This is a genomic window from Reichenbachiella sp. (assembly GCF_965233835.1).
GTDB lineage: Bacteria > Bacteroidota > Bacteroidia > Cytophagales > Cyclobacteriaceae > Reichenbachiella.
Genome location: NZ_OZ247585.1, coordinates 4,493,403 through 4,518,549, shown reverse-complemented (window position 1 = coordinate 4,518,549; position 25,147 = coordinate 4,493,403). Strand labels below are relative to the sequence as shown.

Genomic DNA, 25,147 nt, shown 5'->3' with positions numbered 1-25,147 from the left:
GGCGGCAAAAATAGGACTATTCATCCTTGGTTTCCAACCCAAACGGCGAATGATATTGCGCAGAAAAACGAAATTTTCTATTTTAGAAAATCTTAACAAAATGAAGCAAAATTATTTATGCCAGGATTGCAAAAAATCAATTTTCAGGGAAGGGAAATTATCTACTTGGACTATCGTGGTCAATCAGAACAGCAGATGATCGGACACCTTAAAGAAGCCGAAAAAACTATTCTCGAAGACAACAAGCCCTACCTAACTCTGACAAATATTTCAGACGCTTTTGCCACGAAAGGTTTTTTGAAACAAGCGGGGGTGTTAGGAGAAAGAACAGGACATTTAACCATTAAAGGAGCCATCGTTGGTCTGAATGGTGGTAAGAAAGTATTACTGAAAGTATTCAACAGACTGTTTGTAGGGAAAAAAGGTCTTCAACCTTTTGATACAGAAAAGGAAGCACTTGAGTATCTTGTCCGCTAAACCAGTTGAATAATATGAAGTTTTTAGAACAAGGGCTTGATGGCAATAATCAAGCATGGAAGTATATCGTAGTTATTGTTATCGGTTTTGTCTTAGGGCAACTATTAGGTGCTATTCCCTTTCTTTATTACGCTGGCCAGTCTGGTGTCCAAACCTTAGATTTTGTTGAGATGGGTCTTGATCCCAACTTCGGGCTGGTGTTGATGATCCTTCCTTTTGCGATCTCCTTTTTGCTTTGCCTTGTATTAGTCAAGTGGTTGCACAAGAGAAAATTTCAACAAATAATTAATGGATCAAATGACATTCGATGGAATCGGATCTGGTATGCAGTAGCGGTTTGGTCAATGATGATGGTGGCTTATCTGATATTCGAGTATTCGATCAATCCTGGGAATTTTAAGTTTCAAATGAATTGGGCTTCGTTTTTGCCCTTGGTGCTGATAGCCGTTTTACTCATTCCTATTCAGACCACATTTGAAGAGTATATTCTTAGGGGATATTTTGCACAGGGTGTGGCTGGCGTTACAAAAAGTAGATGGCTCGCTGTGCTCGTTCCGGGATTGGTTTTTGCACTGCTACATGCTTTCAATCCTGAAGTGGAGGCGCATGGATTTTGGACTGTTATGCCACAATACATCACTTTTGGGATTTTGTTTGGTCTTATTTCAGTGCTAGACGACGGAATTGAATTGGCTATTGGTGCGCATGCCGCCAATAACGTTTTTCTTGCTCTATTTCTTACGAATAAAGATTCGGTTCTTCAAACGCCTGCTGTTTTCGAGCAGCTGGAAGTAAACCCGATGCGTGATACGATTACACTTGTTGTGTTGAGTGTTGTTTTCTTTTTTGTATTGAAGAAAAAGTATGGCTGGGATTTTTCACTTCTTACAGACCGAGTAAAGGTAAGATCGATATTTTCCGTTGATTGTACCATACTTACCATTCCCAAAATAAACTTGCATTTCTGATTTGATATGGACTTATTGTGGATTCGTTCATTAACCGTATCAAACTATGAGAAAATTATCCATTTACCTTATCGCAGTAGGTACACTTTTGGCCGCTTGCGAGCCAACTCAAAAGAAAAAGAACCTGAATGATCTAGCAATAGATTATGTAAGGCTGGGGTTAGAAATTGGAAAATACGACCCGGTATTTGTAGATGCCTACTATGGACCAGATTCTTTGGCCTACACTGGCGAAGTCATGGATTCATTTCCAAAAGAAACTTTTCGAAAAAGGGTAGCTGCATTAAAAGCAGAGCTGGAATTAATAGCCAATGAGCCAACGGCTACTAAAGATGAAGTAATGAGGGCCAATTGGATATCATCTCAATTGATTGCCTTTGATAGGCGAATCAGAATATTCGCAGAAGACTATGGAACCTTCGATGAAGAAGCGGAGGAACTGTTTGGTGTGAAAATTCCTACTTATGACTCTACCCACTTCATCAACTTGATCGAAAAGTTAGATCGTATTTTACCGGGAACGGGTGCAATTACTGAGCGGGTAGAAACATTGACTGATAGATTCGTTATTCCAGAGGATCGTTTGGATACCGTTTTTCAAGTGGCTATCGGTGAGGCGCGGAGAATAACTTCTGAGAAGTTTGACTTGCCAAAAGAAGAAACTTTTACGCTTGAGTATGTTCAGGATAAGGTTTGGGGAGGGTACAACTGGTACCAAGGCAATTACAACAGTTTAATTCAAATCAATACCGACAATCCTTTGGGCATTGATCGAGCAATTGACTTGGCATGCCATGAGGGCTACCCAGGCCATCATGTGTACAACATGATGTTGGAAAAGAACTTATATAATGAAAAAGGTTGGGTAGAAATATCTATGTACCCCTTGTTTAGCCCCCAGTCTTTGATTGCTGAGGGTAGTGCTAACTATGGCATTGAAATGGCATTTCCGGAAGAGGAGTACGACAAATTTGCTACGGAAGTATTGATGCCTTTGTCAGGGTTAGATACTACAGGTGCGTCTGTCTACTTCGAGTATATCGATATAAGAGAACAATTAAATTATGCCAGAAATGAAGCGGCAAGGGGAATGATCAACGGAACGATGACCGAAGCTGAGGTGGATCATTGGTTGGAAGACTTCGCTTTGACTACAACTTCACGACCATTTATCAAGCAAAACCGAACCTACATTGTCAATTATAACTATGGCAAAGACATGGTGAAAGCGTATATTGAATCTCAATCAGAAACTCTGGAAGATCGATGGAAGCCTTTAGGTGTGTTGTTGAGCAGCCCGGTAACTCCCAAAGAAATGTTGCCTGAAATGAAATAATTAGTGATAATTCATAAATTACGAGTTAGGCTTTAGTATTAGCCCGTCTTTTGTGTTTTTAATTTAGAAAAGGTATGAAGATAATTATTGTAGGAGGTCACGGATCAATTGGTCGCAGAGTAGTAGACGTTTTGGCGAAAAAGCATGACATCATTACCGCAAGCCGATCGAAGGGAAATGTAAATGTGGATTTAGTGGATATTGAATCTATTCGTGAGCTGTACGAAACGGTTGGTGATTTTGATGCCGTAATATGTATTGCCGGTGAAGCCAAGTGGGCACCTATGAAGGAAATGAAAGAGGGTGATTATTATGTTGGGATTCGAAGTAAATTGATGGGACAAGTCAATTTGGTACGCGTGGGTATGGAGTATATCAAGCCTAATGGCTCATTTACACTTACTACAGGTATTTTGGCCGATCATCCGGTTGATCTAACGACGAGTGCAGCAATGGTCAATGGAGGTATTCATAGTTTTGTTCGTGCTGCCGCGCTTGAAATGACCAATGGCGTTCGGATCAATGCTGTTTCTTCAGGTTTGGTGGAGGACGCCATCGAAAAATACCAAGATCATTTTCCGGGACACAATGCCATACCTATGCGCAAAGTAGTGAATGGTTATATCCGAAGCTTGGAAGGTAAAAATAATGGTGATATCATAAGGATGTACGACAACTGCTAAGTACACCTAAACTTATTTGGTATGGTGTTTGAAGAGCTATTGCATTATATCACAACTGAGTATAGAGCCATGAAGACTACTATCTATAAAATCGCACTTGCTGTTTCGTTTTTCACTTTTGGGGTTTTGCAGTCAAATGCCGAAGCACCAAAGAGAAACTCAATCATTTTTTTCGAAGTTGACGATTGGGTAGATGTTTATGTGGATGGAAAGAAAGTATTTAGGCAGGCCGCTGCTGAAGGTAATTTGGGTGAAGAAGTTGAGTTTGACCTAAATCCATTTATTAAGGGCAAAATAGATCCCATAGTAGAAATTAAGTTAACTAATTCTAAATGCCATACTTGTGAAACAGGCAATGGATGGAAAGTAGAATTTGAAGTATATCAGGAAGATGAATCAGTGGATTACATCATAGAAGAGGGGGATAGCATAGGAGGAAGCGTTGTTTTTACTATCGAATATGACTGGGGATACATATAGTCACTGTCGAGGTACATATACCACTTTTTTAGTCTCGAAAAACTCTTCAGAAAAATAATCTGGCAATTCATAGAGCTTATATCTCAATTTAGATTCTTTGAGCTCTTCAGTAAGGTCACCACCTTTTAAGTACAAGATACCATTTTGGAGTTCATGATTGGACTCCTTTTTTATTTTACCTTTAGTCCAGCTATAGAAGCCTTTCATCCTTGTTACCGCTCGACTGACGATGAAGTCAAACTGGCCCTCAATTTCTTCCGCTCTGGAGTGTACTCCTTTTACATTGGTAAGTCCAAGTCCTTTAGCTACTTCATTCACTACCTTTATTTTTTTTCCAATACTATCCACAAGTAGAAATTCCGACTCTGGAAAAAGAATAGCTAACGGTATACCCGGAAAACCACCACCCGTGCCAATATCGAGAATTTGAGATTGTGGATTGAATGACTGAATTTTCGCTATCCCTAAGGAGTGAAGTGCATGCCGAATGTATAGTTCTTCAATGTCCTTTCTTGAAACAACATTAATCTTTGTATTCCACTCATTATAGAGTTGGAATAGCCGTCCAATCTGCTCTTTTTGCTTGTCGGATAAATCAGGAAAGTACTTAAAGATTACGTCTTTGTCAGTCATGACGCAAAACTAGTCAGATACCAACTTGAAAAAAGATTAGATGTGTCTCTTTTTGTCTTTAACCAAGTCGTACATTAATTCTCTGGCCCTATGTAATTGGGCTTTTACCGTACCCAGTGGAGCGTCCAAAGTTTTAGCAATTTCGTCGTATGACAATTCATCAAAGTATCTCAACCTTACCAGACGCTGATATTTTGGAGGAAGCTTGGAGACGAACATCTGAACGAGTTCTTTCTTTTGTGTATTGATCGCTTCATCCTGAGGGTTTCTGTTTTTGTCTTCTACATCAATGGTCACAGCTTCGCCTCCATCATCCGTAAAAGAAGTGTTCAAACTGAAAGTATTCAGTTTCTTCTTCCGGATAAAGTCAATGGTGTTGTTGGTCGCAATTCTGAAAAGCCAGGTACTGAAAGTATAATCCTTCTTGAACTTATGAAGATTCTTGAATGCCTTTGCAAATGCTTCGATGGTTAGATCTTCGGCATCATCAGTATTTCGGATCATTTTCAAGATCATATGATAAACAGGCCGCTTGTACCGCTCCATGAGCTCAGCAAAAGCTTGTTCATCACCTTCATTTACCGCATGATCAATGAGTTTAAAGTCTTTAAGCGCCTTATCTGAAAATTGTTTTTTTATTTCTTCCATCTAACCTTCTTAGTGAATAACGCAATCGTGCCGAAAATAGATGCATATCCTGCGTACAAAATGTCCATCATGGGTACAAGCCAAATGTTCATACGGTAGCCGAACTTTTTGGATGTCGAATTGACCAAAATGGTTATAAATACCATTCTGAAAATCAACAATCCAGCAGGGATGAAATAGTTATTGGTTTGTACGGCTAAAATAATCAAAGCCAACCAAAAAACTAGATTAGATACATTTTGTAAACCTAATAGAATCTTATCTTTAAGTCTGTAATACTTGCCTACCGACCAGTGTCTGGTTTTCTGCGCCAGGTATTCGCTCCAAGTTGTTTTTGGTATAGAATAGGTGAGTGACTCAGAGCCAATGGTTAAGCGTGTGTTTTTCTTATTGGCCAATTCATTAACAAGTAGGTCGTCATCACCTCCTGTAACATGCTGAATTTTGCTAAAACCTTTGTTGTTGAGAAAAGCAGATTTCCGGTAGGCTAAGTTACGGCCTACTCCCATATAGGGATTTCCGGCAAGTGCAAACCCCATATAGTTCATAGCCGTCCACTGTGTTTCGAATTGTATAAAGTGGCCTAAGAAACCTTTACCTTTTTCATAAGGAGAAAGACCCAATACAAAGTCAGTTTCTTTGGTGAATGTACCTGTCATTTCCTTGATCCATTGTGACGAGGATGGTTCGCAGTCAGCATCTGTCAATAATAAAATATCATTGGAAGCGGCCTTGATGCCCATGGTTAGTGCAAACTTCTTTGCGTTGATGTGATCATGAACCTGGTCTACTCTGGCAAACTTGAGTTTGTCTGATTTATTTTCAAGGAGGTAGTCATAGGTGCCATCATCTGATCTGTCGTCTACAATAATAACTTCAAAATCGTTGTGTTCTTGACTGAGCAACTTTGGAATCAACGTCTTGAGATTCTCGAGTTCGTTGTGGGCACAGACAATTACAGAAACAGGTTGTTCTCGTTTGGTTTTGGATTTGTAGCCAAGGATTTTAACCAAAATCACCAACCAATATATCGTTAAAATTGTCAACGACCCTGCTGCTACCGCCACTACTAGATTCACCATTCAAACTCCTATTTAAAATTGGTGGCAAAGATATGCCTCTAAGGGAAAAGATTATTTTATAAATCAACCTATTTTTGCCCGCGACATGAATTTCGAATTACTCCAAAAAGATCCTAAGTCTAAAGCAAGGGCTGGCAAGATCACCACTGATCATGGTGAGATAGAAACCCCCATTTTTATGCCAGTAGGGACTGCCGGCACAGTGAAGGCATTGCATCAACGAGAGTTGAAAGAAGATGTAAAGGCTGAGATCATACTGGGTAATACTTATCACCTGTACTTGCGGCCAGGGCTGGATGTCATTGAGTCTGCAGGGGGCTTGCATAAATTCAATGGATGGGATCGTCCGATGTTGACAGATAGTGGAGGTTATCAGGTTTATTCATTGAAGGATAGAAGGAAAATCACAGAAGAAGGAGTGAAATTTCAATCTCATATTGATGGATCTCGGCACAACTTCACACCTGAAAATGTGATGGACATTCAACGTACCATTGGTGCGGATATCATTATGGCGTTCGATGAATGTACACCCTATCCATGCGATAAAAAGTATGCTAAGAACTCGATGGAGATGACCCATCGTTGGTTAAAGAGATGCTGCGATCGATTTGATGAAACTGAACCGAAATATGGATATAGCCAGACGCTATTTCCAATCGTTCAGGGAAGTACCTACCATGATCTTAGAACACAATCGGCGGAGACCATTGCCTCTTTTGGTAGAGAGGGTAACGCCATTGGTGGGCTTTCAGTAGGGGAGCCCGCAGAAATGATGTACGAATCTACCGACTTAGTGTGTAACATTTTGCCTGAAGATAAGCCAAGGTATTTGATGGGTGTGGGAACCCCAAGTAACCTGATTGAATGTATTGCTTTGGGTGTGGATATGTTTGATTGTGTATTGCCAACAAGAAATGCCAGGCATGGCGTGTTGTATACTTCTGAAGGCATCATCAACATCAAGAATGAAAAGTGGGAGAAGGATTTTTCTCCAATAGATCCGAACCTTGCCGGTCATGTAGATATGAACTATTCGAAGGCCTACCTGAGACACCTTATCCGGACCGGAGAGATGCTGGGAGCACAAATCGCAAGTATTCATAATCTTTCTTTCTTTTTATGGCTGATGAAGGAGGCTAGGGCACATATTTTGCAGGGTGATTTCTCCTCTTGGAAAAACACTATATTGCCCAAGCTTTCCACGAGACTATAACCATTGAAAAGTGAAACTGCTCGATAAATACATACTGTCTAAATTTCTTAAAACCTATGTCTTTGTGGTGGGGCTTTTAGTGGTGGTCATTATGGTCATAGATTTCACTGAAAAGAATGAAAAGTACATCAAGAATGATGTACCCGCAGAGGCTATTTTTCAGTACTATTTGGCGTTTGCACCTTGGATTGCTAATCTTATATCTCCAATTACAGTCTTTATAACCACAGTACTGGTCACTTCTGGTATGGCTGTGAAAACAGAAATTGTAGCTATTTTATCTGGAGGAGTAAGTTTTCGTAGGATGTTAGTCCCATACCTTATAGGGGCTTGCATGATCGCTTCGGTGAGTTTTTATGTCAATGGTTGGCTTATTCCTAATTCTGAAAAGTATAGGATTGGATTTGAAATTGAATACCTAAAGAAGCCTTTTTACTTCAATGAGAGAGACATCCATTTAAAGGTGGCTAAAAACGATTATATCTATATTCAACGTTACAATAATCGAACAGAATCTGCCTATAGGGTGACTATGGAGAGGATAGTAGACCATAGGTTGGAAGCCAAGCTATTTGCCAAAAAGATGACTTGGAATGATTCACTCCAGGCTTGGCGGTTTAGAAATTGGGAACAGCGAGAATTGAAAAATTTCGGAGAGATAATTACCAAGGGAGAACACCTAGATTCGGCCTTTAATTTGTCTCCCTCAGATTTTGACAGCAAATATCAGCTCAATGCTACTATGAATATGGATGAGCTGGAAGAGTACATTGCTTTGCTGAAATCGAGAGGTTCAAGCGAAGTAGGTCTCTATGAAATAGAAAAGTACATTAGATATATGTTGCCTTTTACAGCCATTATTCTCACGTTAATGGGTGTATCGGTGTCTGCTGAAAAATCAACCAGGGGTGGCGCAGGCTTCAAAATTGCTCTGGGTTTCGTAATTGCCTTTGTATTTATCCTGCTCTTTGTACTTGTAAAGGCTATTGCTGAGGCAGGGTCAATGCATCCCATATTGGCTATTTGGATACCTAACATAGTTGGTTTGGTGGCGGCACTTGTGATGTACCGATTTGTACCCAAATAATTTCTTATGTCGGCCGATAAAATGCCTTCTACTTTAAGTGCTTACCTTCAATTACACTTTATCGTGTTCATTTGGGGATTTACTGCTATTCTAGGCAAATTGATAGAAATACCGCCTGTTGAGGTAGTTTTCTATAGAACGCTGATGGCCAGTGTCGGATTGTTTATTCTTTTGAAATGGAGGAAACTCCCTATTCAGGTGCCGAGAAAGGAATTGTGGATCATCCTTGGAACGGGGTTGCTTATTGCAGTGCATTGGATTCTTTTCTTTTTAGCAGCTCGAATTTCTAATGTGTCAGTTTGTCTCGCTGGCATGGCTACTGCTTCCCTTTGGACCAGTTTTATCGATCCTATTGTAAACAAGCGGAAGGTGAAGTTTTACGAACCTATCGTGGCCATTATTTCGGTTATTGGGATTGTTGTGGTGTTTCAATCTACAATTGATGCAGCCATGGGCTTCATCGTGGCCATTGCCTCTGCTTTTTTGGCGGCAGTTTTTACAGTTATCAATGGAAAACTGGTGGCTAAGCAAAATCATTTTACCATTACCTACTACGAAATGGTAGGTGCTTGTGGCACCATCGTACTCTTCTTTCCAGTGTATGGCTATTGGTTTGTCGAAGATGGTTTGACTTTGACGTTCACTAGTCAAGATTTTATATATCTATTGATACTGAGTTTGATTTGTACCGTTTATGCGTATTCCATTGCTGTGAAGTTGATGCAACGATTGACGGCGTTTGCCATTAACTTGACAATTAATCTGGAGCCAGTTTACGGAATAACTGTAGCTGTTTTTCTATTTGGTGGAGATGAGAAAATGGACAACAATTTTTATTGGGGAACATCAATTATTGTGTTGTCTGTTATTATGTACCCTTTACTAAGAAGATATTTTGAAGGCAAGAATATCAAAAGGGATATTGTCAGATAGTCAAGATTCACTATAATTTTCTTAGAGTATATTTCACTTGTCGAAGAAAACAGCTAATTCGTCGATAAAAAAGTTTGATTCCTCCAAAATTTTCGATACTTTAGAATCACAAAATTCCAAAAATCAGACTGACCTAATTCAGTTGATGAAACCATCCCACCCAGGATGGTTTTATTTTTTCTCCACATTTTCTAACACGCCCACCTCAATATAGGAAGGAGCTACCCCGGACCTACCTACAAAATGTTTGGCTTTTACGAACTCTTCAGGTTGAGCCTCGAAGATGTTTTCAACGTAAGTTTGTGGGTTGATATCCACCATCGGGAACCAAGAACTCTGCACTTGAACCATGATTTGATGGCCTTTTTTAAAGGTGTGTAATACATCTTGAAGTGGTAATTTTATCACTTCCTCCTTTTTTGGAACAAACGGTTCGGGATGCTCATAACTGTTTCTAAATCGACCTCTTATCACTTCACTTCTCACCATTTGATGATACCTTTTCATAGATACATCAGGTTGATGTGGATACGGAGGATGACTGCTTGGGTACACATCAACGAGTTTGACTACCCAGTCTGCAGCAGTTTGATCCGTTTTTACTACCAAATTGGCCAAAATTGAACCCGCAATGGTTAGATCTTCTTCAAGTGGTGACGAGAGATAATAGAGTACATCCGACCTGTCATTTACAAAACTCTGATCATCTGTCATGTATGGCTTAGGCATCCCAATGTCATCATAAGAAATGAAAGGAACCGGATTAGCTGGGTCACTTTCAAAAATATCAACTCCAAATTGGTTACTTCCGGGAGGAGTTTGTGACAATCTCTTTTTTTCTTTGAAATAGAATTTTACCTTTTTCAAATTTTTAGGTGGCCATTCGTCAAAGGTTTTCCATTCGTTGGTCCCTGTCTGAAACATGTAGGCCTCTGGGATTTTATTATCACCCTTCCCTTTGAGGTGATACGCGAAAAATGGTTCAATAATACTGTCGTTGTAAAAGTTGGATGTTTTTGCTCCAAAGTGGACATTACCTAAGACATCTCCATCAGTTCTGCGCCATCCACCATGACTCCAGGGACCCATTACCAGAGTGTTGATGATATCAGGATTGTTTTTTTCTACGGTTTCGTAAATTTTTAATGGTCCGTATAGATCTTCCGCATCAAACCAGCCGCCAACAGTTAGTACAGCACAATGGACATTATTTAGGTGAGGAAGAATGTTTCGGTCTTGCCAAAAATCATCATAGTTAGGATGAGCTGCCAAATCATTCCAAAAGGAGATACTGTCTCCTAAATAGTTTTCTTTAGCCAATGAAACCGGTGTCATTGCCTTGAAGAACGCATAGCCATCATTTGTTCCGTGTTTGAATTTTGCATTTTTCACTTTAGTTGGTTCTTGACGAGGTCTGCCAAAACTTGAGAAGAAGTTGAATGCATGGGGGTAGAAGAACGCTCCATGATGGTGGAAGTCATCGAAAAACCAGTCAGCAATGGGTGCCTGAGGCGAAACAGCGACCAACGCTGGATGCGAGTTGATCATCCCCGCAGCAGTATAGAATCCTGGGTATGATATACCCCATTGTCCAACCTTTCCATTGTTGTTGTTCACATTGGCCAAAAGCCACTCAATAGTATCGAAGGTGTCCAGACTTTCATTGGTTCTCCTTTCGTGAGGCGTCATATCTACGAATTGACCTTCTGACATGTGCTTCCCTCGAACGTCTTGATAGACGAAAATATATTTGTCGCGAGTCATGCGCATATTGGGGCCTAGGTCAATTTTGTAGTTGTTCTCTCCGTACGGCTGAATCGCATAAGGTGTGCGATACATGATGATAGGATATTGTTCTGAAGAATCTTTTGGTGTATATATGGCGGTAAACAGTCTGGTGCCATCTCGCATTGGAATGTAAACTTCCTTTTTTGTATAATTCTTATAGACAAAAGCAGAATCTTCTGCCGCCGTAAATGGCACATAGGGTTCTCGTTCAGAATTGCAGCCAGAAAATATGAGAAGGCAAATGATTGAAATGAGGAAGTAGTTGTTTGCAGATTTTATCATAATTTTTTAGGCTAAATAGAGTTTACCAAGATACCAGCCCAATCCTGCGGCGGTTAATCCTAGAATGAGACTAAGTCCCATATACAAGAAGGCCGAACTCATATTGTTGGTAACAATTAGGTCAATATTTTCTACGCTAAAAGTGGAAAAAGTGGTAAACCCACCACAGAAACCGGAAGTGAGTAATACATAATAAGATCGATCCATCTTACCGAAATAATGAAAGAGAAATCCTAAAAGGAAAGACCCAATTACATTGACAAGTAGCGTGCCCGAAGGTGCAATACCCGGAGTGAATTTTAACACCCATTGGGAGATTAAAAATCTTAGGATACTCCCCAGCATTCCACCAAGGCCAACAAACAGCGCTAATCGGATCATTTTTCTAGTTTCTTAAATTTCTTCTTAAGGTAGTTGAGCGTTTTGTCATACTCGGTATTTTCTTGTTTGCTTAGAACGAGTTGTTTGCCAGAAGATAAATTTATCGTTAACTCCTCATAAAGTCCACCATAGGTTTTTATCGATGTATGAAACCAATGATCAATATCCTTTCCGCTAAATGAGATTTTTTTAAACTTGAAAGGAAACTTGGCTTCGAACTTTTCTTTGGAAATTTTTATGGTTTTTAATGAAAATAGAATTTTCAACAAAACAAGAAGCCCGATGGGGCCTGAGGTATAAATCAATATATACCACCAAAGTCTATCGGTAGCGGACTGAATCTGAACGATTCCATAAATGAATATGCCAAATGCAATGAATATGAATAATCCGACAGAAAACAGTGTGCCGATTTTTGGTTTGGAAACGATCATTTACTTTTTATTTGATCGGTAAAATTATGGATATGGGTTAATATTTCTTTAAAAAATGCCTGAAATTCCAATTCGAATCTGTCGTAGTCCTCCGTAAGGTTTTTTACAGCTCTTTCCATACCTGATTTGAAGGAAGTTCGCCGTGACATACCACTCAGCGCAAATTGAATTCCTTCTAAAAATTGGTAGTTGTATAGCCAATCTCCAGTTTCCATATAGCCTAGCAAATAACTGCACTTTTCAGGAAGAAGAGATTGGTTGTCGTTAAGAAGTTTGTAGTGTCTCTGACAGAAGACCTTCAATTCCTCTTCTGAATAATCAGACCAATTTTTAGACAAGAAGTGATCATAGTAAACATCCATGATCACACCTGCATAGTGACGGTATTCTTTTGCCAGTCTTCTTTTTCCTTCTAAAAATATTGGGTGATTGTCTGCGTAATTATCGATTTCACGGTGAATAAGAATACCATGTTGTACGCCCAAGGGATATTCGAGGTACTTTTTCCCTTTGACGAAGTCCGCAATGAAGTTGCCAATCGTGATGGGTTCGTCACCAAATGACAGGTATAGATGCGATAGATAGTTCATTCGAAGATAATATAGGGCTTTTCCTCTGATTTCTTATATTTGTTAAAATCAAAACCAGCTGATCATGTCAAAATCACATCTAAATATTCTTGTTCAACTTGCTAAAGTAGATGGCATCGTAGTACAGGAGGAGGTTGATCTCATCAATGAGGTCGGCAAGGCTAATGGCATGTCCGAAGAGGAAATAGCTTCGTGTTTTGAAGAAGAGCTTCCTATTGGAGATTTGTCCTCCCTTACAGATGACAAAAAATATGATTTGATCTATTCGATTGTACAGCTGATGAAAATTGATGGAAAGCTGTATAATGAGGAGATTAAATTTTGTGCAAAAATGTCTGCCAAACTTGGATATGAAGAAGACGTATTATTTGAGCTTATGCTGAAAATTTATGCTGATCCAGATCTCTGTGCCGACAAAGAGTCTTTAAAAAAGCAAATCCAAGAATTTCTCATTCCTTGATAAAGAGATCGAATGTGATTGATCTCTTAAACTGTATAATTCAATTTCCGTAGCTTTCGCCTCAGCTCTCAACTTTTGGGTATAAGAGAAACTGTTTGAGTTGTCGAGTATCACCTGCTTACAGTCAACAATCTTCTCCAAATCAGTTAATGATTGAATGGACTGATTTGAAATAATTATAATATCTGCACGAAGACGAAATTTGATTTCTTCAACATCAAAAGACTTGAAAAAGAAGAGTAGTTTTTTGCCTTCAAACACTTCCATCTTGGCGATATCATCTAATTGAGTAGATATAATTTGAGGAGGTTTCGGTTTTGGTAAGAGATGATGAATTCTAAAGGGTGAAATATGTGGCGTTTGACTACTGAAGTTTGAAAGGGTGTCTGGTGAAACCAAACCTGCCTTAAAACTTTGTATTCGGTCTACTATTGGGTTTCTACCCGCTGAATAGAAAATGAGTTGTCTTGCTTTGAATTGGTGAAGGATAAACGAAATTCTGTCAAGACTAAAGGCTAAAATAACGAGGGAAATGATCCAGGCATAAGTTACTTTTCTAAATTTTAAGAGGGAAAAAAATGCGATGATGATCAAGTAGATAAGTATGGTTTGAAATGCTGAAATGTATATCCAGTCTATTACACTTCCATCCAATTGTTCCACCTGATGGACGCACCAACTCATGAACAAAGTTAGCTTTTCAAGTAGCCATCCAATCCAACCTACGATGGGACTTAAAACTAAAGTTGAAATGCCAAGTATCATTACAGCAAAAGCGGTTGGGATAACGACAATATTGGCCAGAAGAAAATAGGATGGAAACTGATTGAAATAATACAAACTGAGTGGGAAAGTGGCTATTTGAGCAGCAATGGAAACGCATGTCAATTTCCATAAATAATTACCAACCCAATTTTTAATATTCCAAATTGAATAAATTTTTGGATAGACATATACTATACCTGCCACTGCCAGAAAGGAAAGTTGAAAGCCGATATTAAACAAATAGAAAGGTTCCACTAAGAGTAAGACAAAAGCAGCAAGTGCTAATGAGTTAAATATTTGAGCTCTTCGGTTTAAAATTTGGGCAAATATGATAATGCTAAACATGGAAACCGCTCGTAGAATTGATGGTGAAAAACCAGTCAACAGAGCATATATCCAAAGTGCCGAGATACTAACGGTTGGAACGAGGAACCGCTTGAGGTCTCCTGCTGGCATGCCCTTGAGAATCCAGCTAAGTATGAAGTAAATAATGGAAACGTGAAGCCCCGAAACAGCAAGTACATGCATAGCACCAGCTGCGGCATAAGCTGCTTTAGTGTCAGAGTTTAATTGGTCTTTGATACCCAAAAGAAGAGCCAGTACAATAGCTTGTTCGTTTTCTCCCCTGACTTGTGCTTTGATTACTTTTTCAAAGTGGGATCGCAATCGGTAAACTGCGCTCATTAGTTTATTTCCTTGGTTTTTTTCTAATAATTTGATTTGATCGGGTGAGACAAAGTGCTGTAAGTGAATATGTTGATCTGCCATATACTTACTGAAGTCAAACTCGTGAGGGTTTTTGGCTTTTGGAAAAAGAGATGGGGAACCAGTAATAACTATCTTATCTCCATAATTTAAACTGGACGTGAATGTGCTGTCCTTTCTCTCATAAAGTAATAATCGAGTCGGTGATCTTACGAAGGAGGAATCTTGTAGGCCCAGAACTAAATCCATTTGGAAGACTCTAAATTTTTCTTTGTCACTAGGGAAAGAGCTGAGAGTTCCGATGTAGGTCTGACATTCAGTCCATTTGGATAAACCGAATTCATTCGAATTACGAAGTTTGGTTTGCTTATAGTGTAGTGCACCCATTAGAAAAATGAGAGCCAACAAAAGATTGCCCCATAGGTGGTTAGACGACTTCTTGAAAATTGTCCTTCCTAGCAAAGAAAAGAAAAGCAGTGTTAAAGAGAGAATGGAGAGTGTGCTAGTCGTAGTAGGTAAACCAAAGCGTGCGGCAAGAATGCCAAGTGCAAACACCAGAGTAATTCTTAGAAAAGGATGGTTGGCCCAAAAGAACATTTCAATAAATATCTTGAAATGCTGCTGACCTAAATCTACTTAATTAATAGAAAATGGAAGTTGCTTTTATGAGTTTTCTTCCTTATCGTAGGCCTCAATAATAGAGCGTACTAGTTTATGACGTATCACATCTTTGCCATCTAACTCTATAAAACCAATTCCCTTAATGCTTTTTAGAATTTTTAGTGATTCGGCTAATCCAGATTTTTGTTTGGTAGGCAAATCTATCTGGGACATATCTCCAGTTACAATTACCTTAGAATTGGGTCCCATACGAGTCAAAAACATTTTGATTTGCATAGGTGTGGTGTTTTGGGCCTCATCTAGTAAGATGAACGCATCATTCAAGGTTCTACCCCTCATGTAGGCTAAGGGTGCAATTTCGATTACTCCATTTTCCATGTAGTATCGGAGCTTTTCTCCGGGTACCATATCGTGAAGCGCATCATAGATAGGGCGCAAATAGGGGTCGATTTTCTCTTTGAGGTCTCCAGGCAGAAATCCCAAATTTTCACCAGCTTCTACCGCAGGGCGAGTTATGATAATTTTTTTGACATCTCTGTCTTTCAATGCCTTAACCGCCAATGCAACAGAAATATATGTTTTCCCAGTACCGGCAGGACCAATGGCGAAGACTAAATCTTTTTTATTGACAGCTTCAACCAGCTTTTTTTGGTTCTTGGATTTTGGTGCAATCTTAAACCCTTTGGTGCCATAGACCAATACATCAGCATCTGTGTCAACAAATTTGTCCTCTTCTTGATTGAGATAGGTCTTAATTTGGTCATTGGTTATCGTTCCAAATTTGTGATAGTGTTCGACCAGGGAATTGAGAATGGCATTGATTTGTATGATTTCGGGAGACGAGCCCTGAATCCGAATTTCGTTACCGCGCGATACTATTTTCGACTTTGGAAAAGCCGAGGCAATATCGTTGATATTTTGGTTTTCAACACCCAAAAACTCAGTGAGTGGAATGTTCTCTAGGGTAATAATTTTTTCTACCAAATGAAGTATCTAATTTGCGGTCAAATTATATTTTTGCTAGACAAAATAAACAGATTTTTCAATAGCTTGTATGGCCATCGTTACATTTCTTTCTGATTTCGGGCAATCCGATCATTACGTGGCTGCAGTAAAAGCAAGCATCTTGAAAGAAAACCCAAACATTAATATTGTAGACATTTCTCATCAGATTGCTGTTGGAGATGTGGGGCATGCCGCTTTTGTATTGGATGCCGTTTTTAGAGATTTTCCCGAAGGTACGGTGCACCTTTTTGCAGTGTCAAATACTACGAAGCGTATAGTTAAAAATGTTGCTGTCAAATTGGAGAATCATATATTCATTGGAGAAGATTCGGGATTGATTTCGTTGCTAAGTGATGAGCGACCCGCAGCCGTGGTGGATATCAATGGAGTTAAGCCAGTACGGTCGCCGTTTATTGCAAAAACACTGTTTGGACCCTTAGCTGGAAAGGTAGCCAGCGGAAAGGACATTCAGGATTTTGGAAAGCGATTAGAGGATATTGAAAGGTTGATGCCTTCCAGAGCCAAGGCAACTAAAAAGCAAATAGCTGGTAATGTGATTCGCATCGATCATTATGGCAATTTGATTACCAATATTATGAAGACGGACTTTGATGCCATTTGGAAAATCAATGATAACTTCCCTTATGTAATCAATTTCAGAAGGGAGAAAGTCTTGCAATTGCACAATCATTATTCTGATGTTACTTCCGGAGAGTGTTTTGTGCTTTTCAACTCGATGGGACGCCTTCAGATTGGCATCAATCAAGGAAGGGGCTCAGAACTTCTGGGTCTCATGATAGGCGACCAGGTATTCATAGACTTTACACTAGAAACATGATCATAAGAGTAGTAAGAATGACTTTCAAGGAAGAAGCTGTAGAGCAATTCCTGGAAATATTCGATAATAGTAAAGATAAAATTAGATCTTTTCCAGGTTGTCAACATTTACAGTTGCTCGTTGATGCTCATGCTAAAAATGTGTTCTCCACATACAGTATTTGGGAAAAGGAAGACGACCTAAATGAATACCGTAATTCGGAGCTATTTGGAGCAGTTTGGCCGGAAACGAAGCGATTATTTGCAGCCCCACCAATTGCGCAGTCATATATTCAAAAAATAAAATTGGATTGATTGGCCTTCTCTTATTGACTTCTTGAAAATCTTTAGATATGTTTGCATCCCTTTTGAAAGAGAGGCTACCAGAGGTCAAAATAACTAAAGTGATTTTGACCATCCACAAGCCCAGGTGGCGGAACTGGTAGACGCGCTAGACTCAAACTCTAGTGGCTTCACGGCCGTGCCGGTTCGATTCCGGCCCTGGGTACTGAAACCCCTGATAATCCATTGATTGTCAGGGGTTTTGTCTTTTTAGGGTGGCAAAAATATTTTTAAATTTTAATTTTCACTTGTTAGTGACCAGTAAAGTCTATTAGTTGACATTGATTTTGCAATAGTACTCAATACTTGTTTCAAAATACTTAAACTAAATCCATCACATACGCAGGTAAATAAGGTTTTAAAAACAGAGCTGGCTTTTAAGAGTTAAAAATGGCTCAATGGGAGGTAATATAATTGATGGGTTAGTTAGGGGAATTCGTCATTTTTGTAGTGTTCTGTATTAGGTTTTGAAACGACCTGATGGACATGATTAAATACAAACTATGAAAAACATCCTCTTAATGGTTTGGGCTCTGATGGCTATAAGCTGTGCCTCCAAGTCAATACAAAAGCCAAAACCAAACATATTATTTATTGCCATTGATGACTTACGACCTGAGCTTGGTACCTATGGTTCTAAGGTAGCCAAGTCACCAAATATCGATGCGCTGGCCGCCCAAGGTCTACAGTTTGAAAGGGCCTATTGCCAAGAAGCCATTTGTAGTCCTTCTAGAGCAAGCTTGATGACAGGAGCACGTCCTGAAACGATACAAGTAATTGAAAATTTCACCTACTTTAGAGAAGTTAATCCTAACATAGTAACACTTCCGCAGCATTTTATAAACAACGGATATGAGGCTGTTCATACCGGAAAAATATATCATAAACCTGCATTTGCAGATCCAGAAAAGTCTTGGAGTCGTGAACCTGCCATTGATAAAATGACAATCAAAAAAGCCAACTCACCAGGCGGGTATGCACTGAAAGAAAATCAGGACTACTTTAAAAAGAGTAGAGCTGAGGTCATAGAAAAATATGGTAAAAATGCACCGCGAAATGGACTAGGTAAAGGCCCAGCTTACGAATGTGCCGAGGTGCCTGATTATTTTTATGAAGATGGGTACAATGCCGAGTTGGCGATTGCTACCTTGAAAGATATGCTGGAGAAAAATCCAGAGAAACCATTCTTCCTAGGATTGGGAATGAAAAAACCACATCTCGAGTGGTTGGCCCCTAAGAAATATTGGGACATGTATGATCGTTCAGCATTGACCCTGACAGGACAGGCAGAGGCGCCAACAGATGGAGCTACGATGGGACTTCACCCGTCGTTTGAACTTCGGGCGCGATATGGTATTCCGAAATATGGTCCGATAGATGATTCATTAGCACTTACTCTTCGCCATGCCTACTTAGCATGCGTTAGTTATGTGGATGCACAAATTGGCAAAGTAATTCAGGCACTAGACGACGCAGGACAAAGAGAGAATACAATTATTATTCTTTGGAGTGATCATGGTTGGCACTTGGGAGACATGGGTATTTGGGGTAAAGCCACCAACTATGAAATCGGAACAAGAGTACCGATGATTATTTGGACACCAGATATGCCAGATAAGAACCGAGGAAAAAAGACAAACGCTTTGGTAGAATTGGTTGATATGTATCCCACGCTGAGTGAATTGGCTGGGTTGGATTTACCCGATCATTTAGAAGGACAAAGCTTCAAACCATTGCTGAAAAAGCCAGGTCTCGAATGGAAACGTGCAGCCTTTAGTCAGTTTCCAAGTCCAGCGCTGAGAGAATGGGCAGCCAATCCGTTGTCGCAAGGCATGCGCGAAACATATTTTGGTCCACTAATTGAAAATGTTGAAGGTAAAATAAAGGATCAGATGGGCGATCAGTGGGATCGACTTTTGTTCGAAAATGATTTGATGGGTTATGCTATGCGAACTGATCAGTATAGGCTGGTGGCCTGGAAAGACCGAACAAATCTTGCGAAGAAACCAATATTTGTAGAGTTGTTCGACCATACCACCGATCCCTATGAAACTAAAAACGTGGCTTCAAAGCATCCGGAGTTGGTGCAGGAGCTTTTGGTACAACTGGATAAAGGATGGCAAGGTAGCCTTGCTAAATAAATTAATAGAATGCAGAAATTAGTGTGCTTTACGTTGGGGTTGGTCTTGTTTGAAGCTTGTGCTTCAACGCCTCAACAAAATATTGATCCACCCAATATTGTCGTGATAATTTGCGATGATCTGGGCTATGCAGATGTTGGCTTCAACGGATCCACTGACATTACTACACCAGCTATCGATGAGCTGGCCACTGGAGGCACTGTTTTTTCATCTGCCTATGTAGCTCACCCCTTTTGCGGCCCAAGTAGAGCCGGGCTTTTGACGGGTCGATATCCGCATTCTTTTGGTTCCCAGTTTAATATTCCAGCCAATAGCGAAGACCAAGGCTATGGCATTCCGCTGTCTGAAAAATTTCTGAGTGAAGAATTGCAAGAGGCTGGGTACTATACCGGAATAGTCGGAAAGTGGCACTTGGGAGCCAATGCCCAGTTTCATCCCAATGAAAGAGGGTTTAACGACTTTTATGGTTTTTTAGGTGGAGGACATGATTATTTTCCAGAGAAATATCAGGCGGCTTACAAAAGGCAGAAAGAAGCTGGGGTAAAAAAGATATTCGACTACTTAAAGCCACTAGAGCGCAATGGAGTGGATCAGCGGGAAACAGAATACATCACGGATGCCCTGTCTCGTGAGGCGGCTCGTTTTGTTGCTGATGCATCTAAAAAAGACAAACCGTTCTTTTTATACTTGGCTTATAACGCACCTCACTCACCCTTGCAGGCCAAGGAAGAAGATTTGGCCAAGTTTAGTCATATTCAAGATAAGAAACGCAAAACCTATGCGGCCATGGTGTATGCTGTGGATAGAGGTGTGCAAAGACTTGTTGATCAATTAAAAGCTAGCGGAGAGTATGAAAATACACTTATCGTTTTCTTGAGTGACAATGGTGGGAAATTAAAATTAGGGGCTAATAATTATCCCTTGAAAAGAGGTAAAGGAAGCACCAGTGAAGGCGGATACCGAGTTCCCATGTTCTTTCATTGGCCTAATCAGGTTAAATCCGGTGTTACCTATTCTCATCCTGTCAGTGCATTGGATTTCTACCCGACGTTTGTACATCTGGCCCAATCGACTATAGCAAAAGACGAGCCGCTGGATGGTAAAAATATTTGGGAGGGCATAACGACCAACACCAGCGCAAGACCTGGCGAAATGATCTATGTAATGAGACATTGGCCAGGGTATAGCGATGTGGGGGCAAGAATGGACGATTGGAAAATTCTGAAACAAGACGAAGAGCCATGGAAATTATACAACGTTCAGACCGATTTGTCTGAGAATATAGATTTGACGGCGGGCAACAAAGAAAGATTGAAAACCATGGTGGAGCGAGCTGAACTTTGGAGCCAAACGCATGCAGAACCTCTCTGGTTCGACCCAGAATCTTTGAGGGAGGATTGGTCTGAAAAGGAAATGGCCGAATTTCATGGAGTTTTCGAAATTGATTAATGAAACAGTTTAGTCTGGAATAAGGGGTGGCCTAAGTGAGTAACTTAGGCCTTTTTTTTTGTCCTGTTACATCATACTAGCCACGTTGGTATACCAATGAATGGAGCGGTTATCTAGACCAAATGTATTGAGTGGATTCAAATGTCTCTTGTGTAAAAATTGAAGTTGTTTATCTCCGGGATCTTAATCTATTGCCAAGGAGTATTGTACTTATTTTGAGGCAAAAGAATGACTCCTTTATTGCATGAAAATGCGAAAGAGTAAGTTTAGATGAACGGAAGAATCCATCATGGTTGGTATCAACCATGATGGATCATTATTTTAGTTTACCTTAACAAATTTGATAGGCGACTGGTGTGGTGCGTTAATGAGATATATCCCCGTAGGTAGGGTTTCAACATTGATCATGTTATTTCCTATAACAGGTAATCTAAATGTTTGTCCCATGGTGTTGTGAAAATCTAAACTATCCAAAGCATACCGTTCTAATCCCAGTATTTTGATCTCAGACCTGGCAGGGTTTGGAGCCAATAGCCAATTTGAATTTCTCTGATCAATGTCAAGTACAGGAGCACTCTCTACCTTAAATGCTGCAGAAGCTTCGCTGATATTGCCAGCCCAGTCTACGGCGTATAGGATGTATCGGTTAGGGTCATAGCCGCGTGTTTCTACGGTAGCGAGTCCTTCATTGGATACGTGAGGGTTTGTATCTTTGGCTTTGATTTCATCCAAATCTTTGGCGGTTCCTTCTGGTACCATATATACTTGTGCTTGTTCACTGGTGATAGCAGACACTTGCCCACCAGTTTCAGCTAGGGTAATATCTAAATCAGATAGAATAGGTGCGGTTTGATCCTCTATTTGATTTTCTTTTTGCCAGACACGAATGTATTCAATTTCGTATTGTGCAGGCAGGTCCTCTTCGTTTGGGAGGCCGTTCCATGGAAAGCACTCCTGGTCTACCCATAGCCTTTGAGAACCTGTAAAAAACCAATCCGTTCCTTCTCCTTTATTGAAGTCTGCTGCAGTGAATGTTTGCACAAATTCTCCATCGAGATAGACAGAAATTGATTTGTCATCCCACTCAAAACCGTAGACATGAAAATCATCGGCTACTCGCCAATCAGTAGGAATAAAAGTGTCGAACCTGGGCTCAAATCCAGTAGCCCACTCAATCATGTTAAATTTTAGTTCCTTTTCTTTATGTTTTTTTGCTGCTGGCTCGTATTTTCCAAACATCTCAAACATATCAATTTCGGCACCACTCCCTATGGTCCAAAATGCACTCGTGATTTCTGCGTCAGCTGCTTTGCTAGATATTTCCATATAGCCGTAAGTAAATTGCTTGAGGGTATTGACCCCTGCGGTGGTGATAGGCAGCGCATTGCCATCAAGGTCTTTACCGTAACAATATTCAGTGTTTCCGTCATCACAGTCATTCAAAAAATTGAAATCTGAATCCCATCTGGTCTCTAGAATCAATTTGCCTTGAGCTAACCATGCATTGTCTTTCGAAAATTGTGCTGGCCACCTTCCTTTAAACCCATTGTAGTAAATGCCGTCTCGGCAGGCGTCTCCTTCACAGCCAGGCAGGTACTCTCCTTGCAGGTGCCATCGAGAACGGTTGAGTGTATCTGCTTCAAACTCATCACTAAAATCACCGTTGAGGATCCATTTGCCAGTATTATCAGGATCAGAGAGTGGATAATCCTGAGCGAAAAGGGCGGTCGTTGATATGAAAATATAGGTGGCGACAAGTGTCAATAATTTCATCACATGCATAGCTCGTATTGTTTTATGGCTGATACCAATCAGCCTGATAATTTCAAGAATGTATTTATGGCAAATTCGTGTTTTTCACCATCAACTTATTCCACGATTTTACCCCATGCGAAGAGAAACTTGTCTTAGCTTGACTAAATGCCCACCTTAATTTGCTGATTTGTGGTTTTTATCGACTTCTCTAGTACTTCACCATTGCTCCAGCGCACTTTTAGTTTTTGAGCTTTCGTGCAAGTACCTACGCCAAAGTGGACTAATGGATTATGATCTAATGAATAGGCAGCACCGGTAGCACCTACTACACGAACTTGTCGCTCACATCCTTTTAGCTCAATTCGGGCACCCAATGGTGAGGCCTTTGATTTTGGACTATTGCCCGCATAGATCGTGAGAAAATTGTTCTCATTGGCGGTTGCAAATTCATTTTTGTATAAATGCCACCGACCACGTTCATTTCCAGCTACCACATCTACTTTTCCATCTAGATCATAGTCTACGGTGGTTATTGCCATTCCGATTGCACCGAGCTCGGTTGAGGTTATTCCATGATTTTCTAATTTTTCAAAACCACGCTCGCGCATATTCATGTACACCTGGTAGGTTACCGGGTGAACCAGATCGCCACGAGAGGTAATCACGATGTCCTGAAAACCATTATTGTCCAAATCGGCGGTTGTCACACCCATGGAGTGTGCCTTGAATTGAAGTTTTGCACTGGCGGTTACATCAACGAATTTTCCGTTTTTGTTTTCAAGTAAAATATCATTGAAACCTGGATGGTGATTCATAGCAGGGTAGGCTGCTACTCCATATACAATGCCAGTCGTAGGTGACCAGATGTTGCCAGCCAATCGCCAGGATTCATTACCTACAAACCCAACATACAAACCTTTTTTCGACAGAGAATCCGGGAATCCTAAGATATCACTGCTCACCAATTTCATGTCTTTGCCAGAATGAGTTTCTCCTTCAAACACATAGTTGTAACCTGTCTCGGCTAAGAAAACTTCGTCATTGACAGGCCATTGGGCTTGGTAGTTTTCTATTTCTAGCACATCTCCGGTTTGGAGATCTTCAAATTGAAACGCCCCCCTAGTAGTGAAGAATCCCCATGTCTTTGAATCTTGATCATAGAAAGTCTCTCTCTTTTTAAACTCTTGACCTCTGGCCAAATACAAATCCATATCTCCGTCGTTATCGTAATCCAATTCTATTATGCCAAACACATCTTCAATTTCACCTGGAAGGATGGAATTACTCACTTCTTCGTAGGTTAGATCTCCGTTGCCTTGATAGGCTTTAACTGTCCCATGGCCATAAAGTATAATGTCTTGGGTACCGTCGTCATTAAAATCAGATAACAATACTTTTTGTCCATTTCTTTTAATCGCAGGGAGGTGGCTGTGCAAAATCAACTGTCCGTTCTTATCGTTTTTGTAGATATAATTTTCGCTTTCGCCTTTTTTGTTCTTGTCCGGAAAGGCAAAGTTGAGCAGGTCTAAATATCCATCATTATCACCATCTACAAACTTCACCGTCCTACCTCGCATCAGGGCAAGTGGCTCTTTGAAATTAGCAATGGGAGAGATAGCCCTATCCTTTTGCACTTTGAAAATTCTTGAATTTCGAGCATTAGAACCGCTACCGCCACCTCTGGAAATGATGATTTCAATCTTGCCGTCTTGGTCGAAATCGCCAGCAGAGACACCATGCATATCTCCCATGATAATGTCATAGGGTTTGGCGAATTTTCCTTGATTGTTCCAGGCCACACTCACCCCATAGCCGTGGTCGTTGAGTAGCAGGTCTGGGTAGCCATCCTGATCCAGATCGGCTACAACTGGTGCATCCCATTTTCGGCGATTCTTTTCTTCTACAGGAAATGCTTTGATGACTTCCGTAAATGATTGAGTTACTTTTGCTGGTTGGCCTTGAGCGACACTATTGGTGCTAAAAAGAAATAAGCTAGTTATCGCTAGTGCGTTTATCGAAATTGCTAGGGAGAATTTTTTCATATAGTTATTCATGGGAACCAAATCCTTT

General features: G+C 40.3%; 24 protein-coding genes and 1 tRNA gene. 14 read left to right on the top strand and 11 right to left on the bottom strand.

Annotated elements, in window-relative coordinates; all coding sequences use genetic code 11:
* The first annotated feature begins 117 nt into the window (after window positions 1-117).
* The 5 genes from ACO6S2_RS19140 (at window position 118) to ACO6S2_RS19120 (ending at window position 3,944) form a co-directional block, all read left to right on the top strand.
* Window positions 118-477 (top strand): hypothetical protein, encoded by a 360-nt coding sequence (locus ACO6S2_RS19140; protein WP_422360168.1) that lies wholly within the window; start codon window positions 118-120, stop codon window positions 475-477.
* A gap of 14 nt (window positions 478-491) precedes the next feature.
* On the top strand, window positions 492-1,445 hold the full coding sequence (locus ACO6S2_RS19135) for a CPBP family intramembrane glutamic endopeptidase (RefSeq protein ID WP_422360167.1): 954 nt from the start codon (window positions 492-494) through the stop codon (window positions 1,443-1,445).
* 46 nt (window positions 1,446-1,491) lie between these two features.
* On the top strand, window positions 1,492-2,781 hold the full coding sequence (locus ACO6S2_RS19130) for a hypothetical protein (RefSeq protein ID WP_422360166.1): 1,290 nt from the start codon (window positions 1,492-1,494) through the stop codon (window positions 2,779-2,781).
* Window positions 2,782-2,855: 74 nt separating this feature from the next.
* Window positions 2,856-3,464: a short chain dehydrogenase gene (locus ACO6S2_RS19125; RefSeq protein ID WP_422360165.1), complete on the top strand. Its 609-nt coding sequence runs from the start codon at window positions 2,856-2,858 to the stop codon at window positions 3,462-3,464.
* Window positions 3,465-3,485: 21 nt separating this feature from the next.
* Complete coding sequence (locus ACO6S2_RS19120) at window positions 3,486-3,944, top strand: hypothetical protein (RefSeq protein WP_422360164.1); 459 nt, start codon at window positions 3,486-3,488, stop codon at window positions 3,942-3,944.
* On the opposite strand, the gene rsmG is transcribed toward ACO6S2_RS19120, so the two are convergent.
* From rsmG to ACO6S2_RS19105, 3 genes are read right to left on the bottom strand one after another with little or no spacing between them, the layout of a single operon-like run.
* The gene (rsmG, locus tag ACO6S2_RS19115; protein ID WP_422360163.1) at window positions 3,945-4,577 is read right to left on the bottom strand and encodes a 16S rRNA (guanine(527)-N(7))-methyltransferase RsmG; all 633 of its coding nucleotides are present in this window, start codon (window positions 4,575-4,577) and stop codon (window positions 3,945-3,947) included.
* A 36-nt stretch (window positions 4,578-4,613) separates the two neighbouring features.
* Window positions 4,614-5,225: an RNA polymerase sigma factor gene (locus ACO6S2_RS19110; protein WP_318170530.1), complete on the bottom strand. Its 612-nt coding sequence runs from the start codon at window positions 5,223-5,225 to the stop codon at window positions 4,614-4,616.
* Window positions 5,213-6,307: a glycosyltransferase gene (locus tag ACO6S2_RS19105; RefSeq protein WP_422360162.1), complete on the bottom strand. Its 1,095-nt coding sequence runs from the start codon at window positions 6,305-6,307 to the stop codon at window positions 5,213-5,215. The genes ACO6S2_RS19110 and ACO6S2_RS19105 overlap by 13 nt, the downstream gene beginning before the upstream one ends.
* 85 nt (window positions 6,308-6,392) lie before the next feature.
* On the opposite strand from ACO6S2_RS19105, the gene tgt reads away from it, so the two are divergent.
* Genes tgt through ACO6S2_RS19090 form a run of 3 tightly spaced genes read left to right on the top strand, consistent with a single transcriptional unit; the run spans window position 6,393 to window position 9,543 of the window.
* Window positions 6,393-7,523, top strand: a complete 1,131-nt coding sequence (gene tgt / locus ACO6S2_RS19100) for a tRNA guanosine(34) transglycosylase Tgt (protein WP_422360161.1) — start codon at window positions 6,393-6,395, stop codon at window positions 7,521-7,523.
* A gap of 10 nt (window positions 7,524-7,533) precedes the next feature.
* Window positions 7,534-8,610 (top strand): LptF/LptG family permease, encoded by a 1,077-nt coding sequence (locus ACO6S2_RS19095; protein ID WP_422360160.1) that lies wholly within the window; start codon window positions 7,534-7,536, stop codon window positions 8,608-8,610.
* 6 nt (window positions 8,611-8,616) lie between these two features.
* On the top strand, window positions 8,617-9,543 hold the full coding sequence (locus ACO6S2_RS19090) for a DMT family transporter (protein WP_422360159.1): 927 nt from the start codon (window positions 8,617-8,619) through the stop codon (window positions 9,541-9,543).
* Window positions 9,544-9,714: 171 nt separating this feature from the next.
* Here the strand turns inward: ACO6S2_RS19090 and ACO6S2_RS19085 are convergent, their stop codons facing one another.
* The 4 genes from ACO6S2_RS19085 to ACO6S2_RS19070 are packed head-to-tail and all read right to left on the bottom strand — an operon-like array spanning window position 9,715 to window position 13,018.
* On the bottom strand, window positions 9,715-11,613 hold the full coding sequence (locus ACO6S2_RS19085; RefSeq protein ID WP_422360158.1) for a CocE/NonD family hydrolase: 1,899 nt from the start codon (window positions 11,611-11,613) through the stop codon (window positions 9,715-9,717).
* Between the two features lie 6 nt (window positions 11,614-11,619).
* Window positions 11,620-11,994: a fluoride efflux transporter CrcB gene (gene crcB, locus ACO6S2_RS19080; RefSeq protein ID WP_422360157.1), complete on the bottom strand. Its 375-nt coding sequence runs from the start codon at window positions 11,992-11,994 to the stop codon at window positions 11,620-11,622.
* Window positions 11,991-12,428, bottom strand: coding sequence for a hypothetical protein (locus tag ACO6S2_RS19075; protein ID WP_422360156.1), 438 nt, complete (start codon window positions 12,426-12,428; stop codon window positions 11,991-11,993). Before ACO6S2_RS19075 ends, crcB begins: the two co-directional genes overlap by 4 nt.
* Entirely contained in the window at window positions 12,425-13,018 is a 594-nt protein-coding gene (locus tag ACO6S2_RS19070) for an ACP phosphodiesterase (RefSeq protein WP_422360155.1), read from the bottom strand. The genes ACO6S2_RS19075 and ACO6S2_RS19070 overlap by 4 nt, the downstream gene beginning before the upstream one ends.
* 64 nt (window positions 13,019-13,082) lie before the next feature.
* On the opposite strand from ACO6S2_RS19070, the gene ACO6S2_RS19065 reads away from it, so the two are divergent.
* Window positions 13,083-13,478 (top strand): TerB family tellurite resistance protein, encoded by a 396-nt coding sequence (locus ACO6S2_RS19065; RefSeq protein ID WP_422360154.1) that lies wholly within the window; start codon window positions 13,083-13,085, stop codon window positions 13,476-13,478.
* Here the strand turns inward: ACO6S2_RS19065 and ACO6S2_RS19060 are convergent.
* Both ACO6S2_RS19060 and ACO6S2_RS19055 read right to left on the bottom strand, forming a co-directional pair.
* Window positions 13,443-15,545 carry a ComEC/Rec2 family competence protein gene (locus ACO6S2_RS19060; protein ID WP_422360153.1) on the bottom strand — a complete coding sequence of 701 codons (2,103 nt, stop codon included), beginning with the start codon at window positions 15,543-15,545 and terminating at the stop codon, window positions 13,443-13,445. The genes ACO6S2_RS19065 and ACO6S2_RS19060 overlap by 36 nt on opposite strands.
* 66 nt (window positions 15,546-15,611) lie before the next feature.
* Window positions 15,612-16,553 carry a PhoH family protein gene (locus ACO6S2_RS19055; protein WP_422360152.1) on the bottom strand — a complete coding sequence of 314 codons (942 nt, stop codon included), beginning with the start codon at window positions 16,551-16,553 and terminating at the stop codon, window positions 15,612-15,614.
* A gap of 70 nt (window positions 16,554-16,623) precedes the next feature.
* Between ACO6S2_RS19055 and ACO6S2_RS19050 the strand changes: the two genes are divergently transcribed.
* The 5 genes from ACO6S2_RS19050 (at window position 16,624) to ACO6S2_RS19030 (ending at window position 21,322) form a co-directional block, all read left to right on the top strand.
* Window positions 16,624-17,412: an SAM hydrolase/SAM-dependent halogenase family protein gene (locus ACO6S2_RS19050; protein WP_422360151.1), complete on the top strand. Its 789-nt coding sequence runs from the start codon at window positions 16,624-16,626 to the stop codon at window positions 17,410-17,412.
* Window positions 17,409-17,705: a putative quinol monooxygenase gene (locus ACO6S2_RS19045; RefSeq protein ID WP_422360150.1), complete on the top strand. Its 297-nt coding sequence runs from the start codon at window positions 17,409-17,411 to the stop codon at window positions 17,703-17,705. Before ACO6S2_RS19050 ends, ACO6S2_RS19045 begins: the two co-directional genes overlap by 4 nt.
* Window positions 17,706-17,814: 109 nt before the next feature.
* A tRNA-Leu gene (locus ACO6S2_RS19040) sits at window positions 17,815-17,898 on the top strand.
* 337 nt (window positions 17,899-18,235) lie between these two features.
* Window positions 18,236-19,873: a sulfatase gene (locus ACO6S2_RS19035; protein ID WP_422360149.1), complete on the top strand. Its 1,638-nt coding sequence runs from the start codon at window positions 18,236-18,238 to the stop codon at window positions 19,871-19,873.
* A 9-nt stretch (window positions 19,874-19,882) separates the two neighbouring features.
* Complete coding sequence (locus tag ACO6S2_RS19030) at window positions 19,883-21,322, top strand: sulfatase-like hydrolase/transferase (protein ID WP_422360148.1); 1,440 nt, start codon at window positions 19,883-19,885, stop codon at window positions 21,320-21,322.
* Window positions 21,323-21,643: 321 nt separating this feature from the next.
* On the opposite strand, the gene ACO6S2_RS19025 is transcribed toward ACO6S2_RS19030, so the two are convergent.
* The gene (locus ACO6S2_RS19025) at window positions 21,644-23,104 is read right to left on the bottom strand and encodes a family 16 glycosylhydrolase (RefSeq protein WP_422360147.1); all 1,461 of its coding nucleotides are present in this window, start codon (window positions 23,102-23,104) and stop codon (window positions 21,644-21,646) included.
* A gap of 134 nt (window positions 23,105-23,238) precedes the next feature.
* Window positions 23,239-25,119 (bottom strand): CRTAC1 family protein, encoded by a 1,881-nt coding sequence (locus ACO6S2_RS19020; protein ID WP_422360146.1) that lies wholly within the window; start codon window positions 25,117-25,119, stop codon window positions 23,239-23,241.
* Window positions 25,120-25,147: the final 28 nt, after the last annotated feature.